Origin of the sequence: Bacteroides sp. An279 (assembly GCF_002159615.1) — a bacterium.
GTDB classification, from domain to species: domain Bacteria; phylum Bacteroidota; class Bacteroidia; order Bacteroidales; family Bacteroidaceae; genus Phocaeicola; species Phocaeicola intestinalis.
The window spans coordinates 14205-27060 of the sequence record NZ_NFJA01000052.1; the positions used below are offsets into that span (position 1 = coordinate 14205).

A 12856-nucleotide genomic window follows, 5' to 3' on the forward strand; every position below is an offset into this window, starting at 1 on the left:
TTTCTTCCATAATCCCCGTTTTCCCCGCATACGGGCACAAAAAAAGCGGCTCCATCCGGCACTAAAGCACGGATGAAGCTGCTATATATTACGCTTCTATAAGATGATTCTTATTATTCCTGTTTTGACTGTTCTACTATTTTTTCAATCACAGATATAATTTGATTTAGAGAAAACTTCTCTATCAGTTCTGTCTGTTCTGCTTTCTCTTTTAGAGCCTTTCCTATTAATTCCAAGTTAGGTATTTCTTCTTCCATATATTTATTATCACCATTAAACAATACATCATATCTGTAAAGCAGAAACTGATAGAATGTATTCTTCGATTCATTGGATAATCCCATAATTCGATTAACCACTTTTTGTGGGTCCACAAATTTAAAGAATGGAGTGTCTATATATCGCATATTTTCTAAAGGTACAGCTTCTTTAAGTGCATCTTCAAGCTCCCTACAACTTTCATTATCCAAATTCTCTAACATAACAGATACTTTATTGGAGCAACGGCTTTTCTTTTCTTTAAGAACATCATCAAAATATTGGTACAAGCTTTTTAGAAGTTCATTACATTGGGAATCAGGATGAGGCGTAAATCCGGAGTTCGCCATTTTATGGCTTGCTACCAAATCGTTTAGTTCGTTGCTTCTCGCCATTAATCTGTCTATGTTTTTTTCCCCTATTTCTATGATTTCATTTTCGGGAACTGATAAAAGTTGGTTATGGCTTAATACAGACAATATACTGACAATAACAAATAATTCTTTTAAGTTCTCACATTTATCTTCTGAATAATAGGCAATGGTTTCATCACAATATTTTTTATATTCATCATTGCTTAACCGCCAATAATTATACAAATGTTCCCAACTTTTAATATCCGCATCATCTATATCAAAAAAATGATGCATATATTCAGTGTCAAAGAAACCACTATCCAAATAATGTATTATTTTTCCAACAATAAATTCGTTTAATATTTCCAAGTTTTGCCCCATTCCAATAAAACGGTACTTTGATAATATTTTTTCCCGTTTTTTATTGGTTTCTGAATTTTTATTAGATAACGTTGTCATCCTATTAAATAGTTCAGCAATTTCTGTATTTCCACTTTTATATTCGCAATATACAGCAATGAAGTTAGCCAGTAAAGAACTTATAATATGATGATATTGGGAAGATTCATGGTAATGCTCAGGTAAGGCCATAACAATTCTGTTATAGTCATTCAAACATTGACGTAAAATTCTTAAATTATGAGAATCGGAGGCTTTGAATATTTGTATGATCAATTTTTTGTTCTCCAACAACAAATTCCGATTATTGGAAGTTATTTCATTAATGAAAAAATCCACCGTTTCGCAAATGTTTGTTTTTATTTCAAAAGTCCTGCCTACGGTTTTTTCTTTAAAGTCCTTGAATTTCAATTCTCCGTTTCCGCTTTCTTTTATACTCAGTTTGGATTCATCCCCGATAATGATTATCTTACATTTGCAATGTTCTGAAAAATAATTTATGTAGCCCAATAAAGTATCAAAGTTGATATTGCATCTTTCAAAATCATCAAAAATGAGGATCTTATTGCCCTTTATTTCGTTATTATCTTCCTTTAACAACAGGATAGAATCTAAATTTAAAGTTGCGCTTCCTTCATTTTTCCCATTACCATCCGCATCTATATCATATTTCAGTACTATTTTTGATGTGGCTTTTAGGAAATTCTTGATGAATTTTGCCCCTTTGCTGTATAGCCAGGGATAGATTTCCTTATTTATACTTTCAGTTACTTGTTGAAGCTCTGTAAGACCAAACAATGATATATAGATAGGAGTCCAATTCAACTTGTCTTTTTCTACATCACCATTTTTCAATGTTTTAATCCATTGTTGAATGAAAAAGGTCTTACCACATCCCCAGGCTCCTTTTAACATGACAGCATATTGAGGATTTGGAATTTCTACATATTCATTCAAAAATTTGATAATTTCTTCATTTCCCATACTTCATAATTATTAATTATATAGTTTTCCCCAGAAACACCCCGATAACCGACAATGCCCCAAGTTGTTTCATCTTTCGTTGCAGTTGCCTGAAGCTCTCCCCGGTCGTGAGTACATCATCCAGCAGGACAACATTCTTTCCTCTGATATACCGCCGTGTGAATTGCAGGTTCCGCAGTATGTCCTTATCTTTTCCTTTTCCTTTCAGCTGCTCACGGTCTTCCTCTATCCAGATGGCCTTGAAACCGTCCGCAATGCCCAGCCATTCCGACAGGTAGTAGCATACCACCGGAAAGCGTTTCCGCTGTCTTTCCCTTGTTGATGCGGGTATAGGTATCAGTACCGTGTCTTCCTTCGTTCCGTTGAATCCCGCATGTTTCAGACACAGTGCCAGTATCCGTGCGACCAGTTCGCCGCAGTGTCCTCCTTCCTTGAAACGGAATATCAGGTTGCTTACCCGTTTTTGGTGTGTATCCGTCTTTTCAATCTTCGTTGGGTAATAGTCATGCAGGTAGTGACACCTGCACCCGTCTATAAGGACTTCTCCCTTGAACATCGTTTCATACGGATAGAAGTCCATTTTCTTCTCCCTTTCAAACGTAAAGTTCAGCACATCCCTCATCATGGCATTCCATTCCTTCGACCTGCCCAGTGAATACCATCCCGCATGTTTCCCGGCTTCCATCAGGCACATACCGATTTCCATCGCCTCGCTGAACCGCTGGTGAGAGACGATGTACCACCCGTGTTTCCGGCACAGACCGGCAAACTCCTTCATGTCCGCAGTCAGAAAGTACATCATGCCTTCCTCTTTGATGACTACCGTCAGTTCCGACTTCGGTTTCTCCCTGCAGAACAGGCTCTCGCTGTATTTCACTCCGTGCCATACCGACTCCGTGCATTCCTCATCGCAGAACTGCACTTCCACCTCTTCAAGCAGGTCAAATTCTTCCACCATACCGTTTCTGTCTTTAATTACAGGATTAAGAGGGACTTAAGTTACACATTATTATCGGTTTACGGATAAGTACGTTTGCGGTTTTGTATTTTTTAACGTATGTAAAACACGTGTCGGGACAGCCTCCCGAACAGGGGAGACTATCCCGACACGTATATCCGCCATATCCTGCGGCTTTCAGTTCCAGTTGTTTCTCTTTTCGCCGCTCATGCAGAGAATCACCGTACTTTTCTTCTTTTCAAATGATTCTGCCAGCCGTCTTGCAGCCCACTTCCTGAATGCCTCGCATTTCAGTCCCTTCATGCGGAATCCCAGTGCAATGATGGTTGCCAGACTGTAGAGGTCCACACTGCAATCTTTCCCGTTATAGGTGAAATGTTCCACCCGCACGTCCCGGTATTCATCAAAGTCACCGGTTTTTGCAAGGGATTTCAGTCCGGCATTTACCGACTGTACAAACACACCATACGCCCGTGCGATGTCGCATTTCGGTAACCACACTTCACCGTTCTTATCTGTCTCTATCTTTACCGTCACAGCATCAGGAACATTCTTGTCATATTCTATTTCAAAATTTCCAATTTTTATCATAGCATATCTTTTGTTCTTACCGTCAATCAGGAATGTTTGAAACAAGAACGACAAATCGTCTATATTACACTACTTTTCAATGCAACATCTTCTATGCTTGTCAGTTTACTTGCCAAAACTTCCATATCTTCACGTATCTTCTCATTAGTTATACGCGCATATATTTGAGTGGTCTTTATGTTCGTATGTCCTAATAATTTCGATACAGTTTCAATCGGCACACCTTTAGACAATGTGGTGGTGGTTGCAAATGTGTGCCTTGCAAGATGAAAGGTAATATTTTTTTTAATTCCGCACAAATCAGCAATCTCTTTCAGATAAGAGTTCGCCTTCTGATTGCTCAACACAGGTAATACACGACCATTATTTAACTTTCCTTCATATTTTTCCAATATCGCCAGCGGAATTTTCAGAAGTGGAAGATTTACCGGAGTGGCAGTCTTCTGACGATGTAGTTTCAACCATTTACTACCGTCAAATGACGTACAAATGTTTTCTTTTTTCAGGTTATAAACATCAATGTAAGCAAGTCCCGTGAAGCAAGAGAATATAAATATGTCCCGTACTTGTTCCAGCCTTTGTGACTGAAAATCCTTTTTCAGGATACGTTCCAATTCTTCTTCCGTCAGATAACCGCGGTCAACGGCTTTCATGTGGATATGATAATTGGCAAACGGATCAACCGTTATCCATCCGTTATTTTTGGCTATCAAAATAATTTTACGGAATATCTGCATGAACTTTCCTGTCGTGTTCTCATTACATCGGCTCACAGTTCTTAGATAAAACTCAAAATCGGTCACAAACTTATGGTCTATTTCCCGAAGCGCTATATCTGATATTCTATACTTTACTTTCATGAACTCTTCCAACCGCCTGTAAGTTCGGTCATATTTAACAAGAGTAGCCGGAGCTTTACTGATGCCACAAAGTTTTTCTGCATCCTCATTGTGCTGTCTAAAAAGCTCCAGTAAAGTCTGTTGTCTCACCTCATATCCGAGAAAAGCATTTCTTACTTTTTCGGCAGTCACAAAGGAATCCCTTGATTCTATATAGCGGTAGTGGTTGTTCAATGCGGTGCGTATGTCATCCAGCATATTGTTCACCTGCCTTGCTTTCGCTCCGTTCCCTGACAAACGTCCCAGTTTGGTGTCCCACAAACGAGGCTCCACATCCAGTTTTGAACTGAATTGTGACATTTCCCCGTTTACGGTGATACGAATCATAATGCTCGCCTTACCTTCTTTGTTCACGTAGTTCTTTCTCAGATAGAAGAGAATTTTGAATGTACTTTTGCTCATAACTGTATCTGTTTTATATCCTTCGTTACAATCGTTACACAATGTCACAAAGGAAAGGTTATTAATTGAATTATGAGCAGACAGAATTGAGACAATAGCGGACAAATCAGCGAGTTAGCATGAAAATCGTTACAATAATTAGACGTCGTTTTTTCTGTAACGATTTGGTAACGGAACTTTGTCCGAAGTGGGCTGTTTGATGTCCTTGGATTGGCACTTACAAGACATAAAAAAGTCCACAATTCATTGAAATTGTGGACTTTGTCGCTTTCAGGCTCTCAGTTGTCCTTGAGCCTCAGCGGTGCGTACGGGACTCGAACCCGTGACCCCATGCGTGACAGGCATGTATTCTAACCAACTGAACTAACGCACCATTTTGTTTTTCTTTCGTTGCTACCTCTCTCGATTGCGATGCAAAGGTACAATGTTTTTTGTAATTTCCAAACTTTTAGGAGATGTTTTTTAGAAAAAAGTTAAAAAGCTTTTGAGTATCAGAATAAAAAGCTATATTAGTAGATAAAAAGAAATGTAATATGGATATGCGCATTTTTCAGGTACACTCAAATAAGGCGCTTCCACATGTAGGAAGTATTCTTATTGCTTCTCCGCTATTGTATGATTATCATTTTGCACGTTCCGTTGTTTTGATGGTGACACATAACATAGAAGGAAGTATGGGTATTGTGATGAATAAAAATTTCAGATACCTTATTGCACTGAACCAGTTAGTGCCGAAATTGGCAGCTGTGCCTGCTATCCCGATATTTAAAGGAGGACCTGTTGATCGTGATACGATTTTCTTTTTGCATGTGCTTGGCCATTTAAAAGGTGCTTTAGACTTAGGAAACGGGCTTTATCTGAATGGTGATTTCTCGGCGGTGATACAATATATCTTGAATGGAAATCCGGTAGAGGGGTTTATCCGTTTTTTTGCTGGTTATGCGGGTTGGGAACATGAACAGTTGGAAAAAGAAATAGATGATGATTCGTGGATGGTAGGTGAGGGAACTAAAACTCATCTGTTGGATGAAGATTATCATAATCTTTGGTTCAATAGTATGAATGAGCTTGGGAAGCCTTATAGTTTATGGGCTACTTATCCTCAATATCCGTCTTGTAACTGAAGAAAAGGATGGACCCGATTCTGCTAAAATAATGATATAGGGTCATTCGCTGTAAGATTATTAATCTTCAGGCTGCAAGATTATTAATCTTACAAGCGGAAGATTAATAATCTTACACCAGACGAAGTTATCTGCGTTGAGAGAAGCGGTGAACGGAACGGAGGCAGCATGCTGGAACTGTGACATCAACAAAATGCACAAATTCATACCGCGCATAGTATAACTGGAATGGCTTATGAAGTATATCTTTGTTTTGAAGGTCTATCAAAAGGTATATCAATTGGAGGGAATACGGAGATTTCATAAGATAAAATCTGCCTTAAAACATAGTTTAGTAACACTGGCTAAAACATTGCATTTCTCGACATTAATTCCTAATTTGCACCCCATTAAGTAAGAGATATGAAAAGCATATCCTTTTGTTGTTTATTAAAATCTTGAATACCATGAAAGTATATCAGACTAACGAAATTAAAAACATTGCGTTGCTTGGCAACGATGGATCAGGTAAAACCACTCTCACAGAAGCGTTGCTCTATGAGAGTGGGGTTATAAAACGTCGCGGAAGAATTACTGCTAAAAATACAGTTAGTGACTATTTCCCGGTAGAACAGGAATATGGATATTCTGTTTTTTCTACTGTTTATCATGTAGAGTGGAATGGCAAGAAGTTGAATATTATTGATTGTCCGGGAAGTGACGACTTTGTTGGTGCCGCCATTACGGCCCTAAATGTAACTGATACGGCTGTTTTGTTATTGAATGGTCAATGTGGACCAGAGGTCGGTACGCAGAACCATTTCCGTTATACGGAAAAATTGGGTAAACCTGTCATATTTTTAGTTAATCAGTTGGATAGTGAAAAATGTGATTTTGATCGTGTGCTGGAGCAATTGAAGGAAAATTATGGTTCCAAGGTGGTACCAGTGCAATATCCTATCAGTACAGGTCCCGATTTTAATTCGTTGATTGATGTACTTTTAATGAAAAAATATTCTTGGAAACCGGAAGGCGGTGAGCCGACGATTGAAGAAATTCCTGCTGAAGAAATGGAAAAGGCTCAGGCATGGCATAAAATATTGGTAGAAGCTGCGGCTGAACATGATGAGACTTTGATGGAGAAATTTTTTGAGTCGGATTCCCTTACCGAGGATGAAATGCGTGAAGGTATCCGTAAAGGGCTGATTGCACGAGGAATGTTCCCTGTATTTTGTGTTTGTGCAGGGAAAGATATGGGCGTTCGTCGTTTGATGGAGTTTTTAGGCAATGTGGTTCCTTTTGTAGATGAAATGCCGGTGGTTCATAATACACGTGGAGTGCCTGTTCCCCCCGATGCAAATGGCGCTACTTCATTGTATTTTTTCAAGACGGCTGTAGAGCCGCATATTGGTGATGTGCAATATTTTAAGGTAATGAGTGGCGTGGTGCATGAAGGCGATGACTTGACTAATGCTGACCGTGGCTCGAAAGAACGTATGGCACAGTTGTATGTATGTGCCGGCTCGATACGTGAAAAAGTGGAAGAACTTCGTGCCGGTGATATTGGCTGTACGGTAAAACTGAAAGATGTAAAGACCGGAAATACATTGAATGGTAAAGACTGTGACAATCGTTTCAACTTTATCAAATATCCCAATCCGAAGTATACTCGTGCCATTAAACCGGTGAATGAGGCGGATATGGAAAAGATGATGTCAATTTTAAACCGTATGCGTGAAGAAGACCCGACATGGGTTATCGAACAGTCGAAAGAATTGAGGCAGATTTTAGTTCATGGCCAAGGGGAATTTCATTTGCGTACGTTAAAATGGCGTTTGGAGAATAATGAAAAATTGCCTGTACAGTTTATTGAGGCTAAAATTCCTTATCGGGAGACTATTACGAAGGCAGCACGTGCCGATTATCGTCACAAGAAGCAATCGGGTGGGGCAGGACAGTTCGGTGAAGTGCATCTGATTGTGGAGCCTTATTATGAAGGAATGCCTGCTCCAGACGTCTATAGGTTTAACGGCCAGGAATTTAAGGTTACAGTAAAAGGAACTGAAACCATTGATTTGGAATGGGGCGGAAAGTTGGTATTTATTAATAGTGTGGTAGGTGGTGCTATTGATGCCCGTTTTATGCCTGCTATATTAAAAGGTATTATGAGCCGTATGGAACAAGGACCGTTGACTGGGTCATACGCCCGGGATGTGCGGGTTATTGTTTATGATGGTAAAATGCATCCGGTCGATTCAAATGAAATTTCTTTTATGCTGGCAGGGCGTCATGCTTTCAGTGAGGCGTTTAAGAATGCAGGTCCCAAAATATTGGAGCCTATTTATGATGTGGAAGTGTTCTGTCCGAGTGATAAGTTAGGTGATGTAATGAGCGATATGCAAGGTCGTCGGGGCATGATTATGGGTATGAGTAGTGAGAAAGGCTACGAAAAACTGGCTGCCAAAGTACCTTTGAAAGAAATGTCTAATTATTCTACTGCATTGAGCTCGTTGACAGGAGGACGCGCCTCATTCATTATGAAGTTTGCAAGTTATGAGTTGGTTCCAACTGATGTTCAGACGAAATTGATGAAAGAATTCGAAGAACAGGAAAAGGATGAAATGTAAGTAGCTTATTGTTTTCATACATTAAAAGGTCGTATTTCTTAAAATACGGCCTTTTTTTGTTTAACTAAACTTAAACTATTAGGGATATTTATTTGTTATTGATTTAAAATTTTATTAATTTTGCAACTGAGTAAGTGCTGATTGCTTCTGAAGTGCTTGTTTTGATATGTTAAATGGAATTTTCAGTTAATATAAGAGAATCTCGGATTAAAACATGTTAAGCAAGGTGTATTGTAACAGGTAGCGGTTTAATTTTGCCCTCATGAAAAAGTCAACTATTTGGATATTAGGAATCGTTATGGGATTGTCTTTTCTCAGTTTGCTGTATTTGCAGGTAAGCTATATAGAAGAGATGGTCAAGATGCGTAAGGAGCAGTTCGAAGAAAATGTAGGACGAAGCCTTGCTCAGGCAGTTCATAATTTGGAATTGGTAGAAACGAAAAAGTATTTGGAAAAAGATGTGGCTGCAACAGAACGTGCGGCACGTATTTCCGATCAGTTTCGTCAACAGACATTGGCTAAGGATAGTGACCGGGATGTGGTAGAACATCGCCGTTATACGGTGACTTCACCTGATGGGAGCACTTTCTCCAGTTTTGAATGGAAAACGATTATTAATCGTCCCTCCAGTGTGCCTAAGGTGATTATTTCGACCGGAAAGAATATTCCGCAGACTTCTCGAAACCTGCAGGAAATATTAAAGGAACGTTATGTTTACCAGCGTGCATTGTTGGACGAGGTGATTTACAATATTTTATATACGGCCAGTGACAAGCCGCTGAAGGAACGGATTAACTTTAAACAGCTGGATTATTATTTGAACTCAGAACTGAAAAACAATGGGGTAGATATACCTTATCATTTTACAGTAACTGATCGGGATGGGAAAGAAGTGTACCGGTGTTCAGATTATGAATATGATAATGAAAAAATCTATTCCCGTTTGCTTTTTGAAAAAGATCCACCTGCTAAGATGGGATTTGTAAATGTATTTTTCCCGACAATGGATAATTACATTTTCAGTTCGGTGCGGTTTATGATACCTTCTATCATATTTACGCTGGTATTGCTGGTGACATTTATATTTACCATATACATTATTTTCCGTCAAAAGAAACTTACCGAAATCAAAAACGATTTTATTAATAACATGACGCATGAGTTCAAAACTCCGATTTCGACTATTTCTTTGGCTGCGCAAATGTTGAATGATCCGGCGGTAGGTAAATCTCCTGCAATGTTTAAACACATATCGGGAGTTATCAATGATGAGACAAAGCGTTTGCGTTTTCAGGTGGAAAAGGTGTTGCAGATGTCTATGTTCGAGCGTCAGAAAGCAACATTAAAGAAGAAAGAAGTGGATGCCAATGAATTGATATACAATGTTACGAATACTTTCCGGTTGAAAGTGGAGAATTGTAACGGCGCGTTGGATGTTGCTTTGGATGCAGATGATCCGTTTATCTATGTAGACGAGATGCATTTTACGAATGTGATTTTTAACTTGCTTGACAATGCGTTAAAGTATAAGAAACCGGATGTCAATATCCATCTGAAAGTCCGTACGTGGAATGAGTCTGGTAAGCTTCATATATCTATTGAAGATAATGGCATTGGCATAAAGAAGGAAAACCTGAAAAAAATATTTGAGAAGTTCTACCGGGTTCATACCGGCAATTTGCATGATGTGAAGGGCTTTGGTTTGGGCTTGGCCTATGTGAAAAAGATCATTACAGATCACAAAGGTACGATTCGTGCCGAAAGTGAACTGAATGTGGGTACTAAATTTATTATTGTATTACCTTTATTTAAAGATGAATAAAATGGACGAGAAATTACGTATTTTGTTGTGCGAAGATGATGAGAATCTTGGCATGTTGTTAAGAGAATATTTACAGGCTAAAGGATATTCTGCCGAATTATTTCCGGATGGTGAAGCCGGTTATAAAGCTTTCTTGAAGAATAAGTATGATTTGTGTGTATTGGATGTTATGATGCCGAAGAAGGACGGCTTTACGCTAGCTCAGGAAATCCGGCAGGCAAATGCGGAAATTCCTATTATCTTCCTTACAGCAAAGACTTTGAAAGAAGATATTCTGGAAGGTTTTAAGATTGGTGCCGATGACTATATTACAAAACCGTTCAGTATGGAGGAATTGACGTTCCGTATCGAAGCCATCTTGCGTCGTGTGCGTGGTAAACGTAACAAAGAAAGCAATATGTACAAGATAGGCCGTTTTACTTTTGATACTCAAAAACAGATACTGTCTATAGGCGATAAGCAGACCAAGCTTACTACAAAGGAATCGGAATTGTTAGGACTGTTATGCGCACATGCCAACGAAATTCTTCAGCGTGATTTTGCCTTGAAAACCATTTGGATTGATGACAATTATTTCAATGCTCGCAGTATGGATGTGTATATCACCAAGTTGCGTAAGCATTTGAAAGAAGATGATTCGATAGAAATTATTAATATTCACGGAAAGGGATATAAGCTCATTACTCCCGAACAGGATTGATTTCCTTTATTGACAAGGTTCTTGGGACGCGGATTGGCATAGGGTGTATGTGTCTTTGGATGCAATTCTATGTCAATCCGTATTTTATACATAAAAAAGTGTACAAATGTTTGTGAATTAGAGAAAAAGTCGTAACTTTGCGCCGCAAATAAAAAATAGTATTAATTAATTTAATTAACGAATAGTATGAATCAATACGAAACCGTTTTCATTTTGACTCCCGTTTTGTCTGATGCACAGATGAAGGAAGCGGTAGACAAGTTCAAGGCTATCCTGACTCAGGAAGGTGCTGAGATTATCAATGAGGAAAACTGGGGATTGAAGAAACTGGCTTATCCCATTCAGAAGAAATCTACGGGCTTTTACCAGCTTATCGAGTTTAAGGCTGATCCTTCGGTCATTGCGAAATTGGAAGTTAATTATCGCCGTGATGAGCGAGTAATCCGTTTCTTGACTTTCAGAATGGATAAGTATGCTGCAGAATATGCTGCAAAAAGAAGAAGTTTAAAATCAACTAAAAAGGAGGAAAATTAATTATGGCACAGCAACAATCAGAAATCAGATATTTAACTCCGCCCTCAGTAGATGTAAAGAAAAAGAAATATTGTCGTTTCAAAAAGAGTGGCATTAAGTATATTGACTATAAAGATCCTGAATTCTTGAAGAAATTCTTGAACGAACAGGGTAAAATTCTTCCGCGTCGTATTACCGGAACTTCTTTGAAATATCAGCGCCGTATCGCACAGGCTGTAAAGAGAGCCCGTCATTTGGCATTGCTGCCTTTTGTAACTGACTTGATGAAATAATATAAGGAGGAATAAGTATGGAAATAATTTTGAAAGAAGACGTAGCTAACTTGGGCTACAAGAATGATATTGTAACCGTGAAGTCTGGTTATGGCCGTAACTATCTTATTCCGACCGGCAAAGCTGTTATCGCTTCACCGTCTGCAAAGAAAATGTTGGCTGAAGAGTTGAAACAGCGTGCTCATAAATTGGAAAAGATCAAGAAAGATGCGGAAGCTGTTGCTGAATCATTGAAAGGTGTTTCATTGACAATCCCGACTAAGGTAAGTGCAACAGGTGTTATTTACGGTTCTGTTGGTAACATTCAGATTGCTGATGAACTGGCCAAGTTAGGACATAATATTGATCGTAAGATTATTGTAGTAAAAGACCAGGTTAAAGAGGTCGGTCATTACGTAGCTATAGTGAAACTGCATAAGGAAGTTTCTGTGGAAATTCCTTTTGAGGTAGTAGCAGAAGAGGCTTAATTGTTATATCTGTAATTACTTGATAAAGAGGCTGTCTTAAATAAATTTAGGACAGCCTCTTCTTGCTTATTTGGTTAACCAGAATAGAATAGTTGTCTTGAGTCTGGTAAAGTTTGAATTTACCAAAAATGCTAGTAGATAAAAGAAGTTAGAAGGAGGCCAAAAGCCTTTTCAAGTGAACATAAGTGATAGGACTGACTTACTTATGTGAAACGGTCGAGTTACTTATATTAAACGGTCAATTCACTTATGTTCATCAGAATACATGCTTTGTTTTTTTCTTTGACACATTTCGCACCGTTTCTGTAGAGACGATGTGCGCATCGTCTCTACTACGCGGCATATACAAAATGCACAAAGTAATACTGTGGGAAGTATAAGAAGCTGTTTTGAATTTCTCCAAAAAGTTTTTCTTGGCTTGATGTATCTGTTTTCGTGTGTGCTTTGGGCGATTTTTTGGTCCTTTTCGCTCCTGTTCTTCGTC

The 12856-nt window shown here is 38.7% G+C and carries 12 protein-coding genes and 1 tRNA gene; 7 read left to right on the forward strand and 6 right to left on the reverse strand.

What is annotated here, in order from left to right; genetic code table 11:
- Positions 1–113: 113 nt before the first annotated feature.
- The 5 genes from B5F78_RS10225 to B5F78_RS10245 all read right to left on the reverse strand — a co-directional run bounded on the left by B5F78_RS10225 (position 114) and on the right by B5F78_RS10245 (position 5220).
- Complete coding sequence (locus B5F78_RS10225) at positions 114–1997, reverse strand: P-loop NTPase fold protein (protein WP_087406642.1); 1884 nt, start codon at positions 1995–1997, stop codon at positions 114–116.
- 16 nt (positions 1998–2013) lie between these two features.
- Entirely contained in the window at positions 2014–2955 is a 942-nt protein-coding gene (locus B5F78_RS10230; RefSeq protein ID WP_087406643.1) for a ComF family protein, read from the reverse strand.
- 177 nt (positions 2956–3132) lie between these two features.
- Complete coding sequence (locus B5F78_RS10235) at positions 3133–3546, reverse strand: virulence RhuM family protein (protein ID WP_087406646.1); 414 nt, start codon at positions 3544–3546, stop codon at positions 3133–3135.
- Between the two features lie 59 nt (positions 3547–3605).
- The gene (locus tag B5F78_RS10240) at positions 3606–4847 is read right to left on the reverse strand and encodes a site-specific integrase (RefSeq protein ID WP_087406644.1); all 1242 of its coding nucleotides are present in this window, start codon (positions 4845–4847) and stop codon (positions 3606–3608) included.
- 299 nt (positions 4848–5146) lie between these two features.
- Positions 5147–5220: transfer RNA gene (locus tag B5F78_RS10245), tRNA-Asp, on the reverse strand.
- Between the two features lie 160 nt (positions 5221–5380).
- On the opposite strand from B5F78_RS10245, the gene B5F78_RS10250 reads away from it, so the two are divergent.
- The 7 genes from B5F78_RS10250 to rplI all read left to right on the forward strand — a co-directional run bounded on the left by B5F78_RS10250 (position 5381) and on the right by rplI (position 12372).
- On the forward strand, positions 5381–5971 hold the full coding sequence (locus tag B5F78_RS10250; RefSeq protein WP_022039860.1) for a YqgE/AlgH family protein: 591 nt from the start codon (positions 5381–5383) through the stop codon (positions 5969–5971).
- Positions 5972–6417: 446 nt separating this feature from the next.
- Positions 6418–8577 carry an elongation factor G gene (locus B5F78_RS10255; RefSeq protein WP_087213064.1) on the forward strand — a complete coding sequence of 720 codons (2160 nt, stop codon included), beginning with the start codon at positions 6418–6420 and terminating at the stop codon, positions 8575–8577.
- 262 nt (positions 8578–8839) lie between these two features.
- Entirely contained in the window at positions 8840–10399 is a 1560-nt protein-coding gene (locus B5F78_RS10260; RefSeq protein ID WP_087213062.1) for a sensor histidine kinase, read from the forward strand.
- A gap of 1 nt (position 10400) precedes the next feature.
- Entirely contained in the window at positions 10401–11099 is a 699-nt protein-coding gene (rprY, locus tag B5F78_RS10265) for a response regulator transcription factor RprY (protein ID WP_022039812.1), read from the forward strand.
- A gap of 186 nt (positions 11100–11285) precedes the next feature.
- Positions 11286–11633, forward strand: coding sequence for a 30S ribosomal protein S6 (gene rpsF / locus B5F78_RS10270; protein ID WP_022040809.1), 348 nt, complete (start codon positions 11286–11288; stop codon positions 11631–11633).
- Positions 11634–11635: 2 nt separating this feature from the next.
- Positions 11636–11905, forward strand: a complete 270-nt coding sequence (gene rpsR, locus B5F78_RS10275) for a 30S ribosomal protein S18 (protein ID WP_022040810.1) — start codon at positions 11636–11638, stop codon at positions 11903–11905.
- A 17-nt stretch (positions 11906–11922) separates the two neighbouring features.
- Positions 11923–12372 carry a 50S ribosomal protein L9 gene (gene rplI, locus B5F78_RS10280; protein ID WP_022040811.1) on the forward strand — a complete coding sequence of 150 codons (450 nt, stop codon included), beginning with the start codon at positions 11923–11925 and terminating at the stop codon, positions 12370–12372.
- A gap of 256 nt (positions 12373–12628) precedes the next feature.
- Here the strand turns inward: rplI and B5F78_RS16850 are convergent.
- Positions 12629–12856, reverse strand: a 228-nt coding sequence (locus tag B5F78_RS16850; protein WP_162608524.1) for a hypothetical protein, incomplete at its 5' end; no start/stop codon positions are given.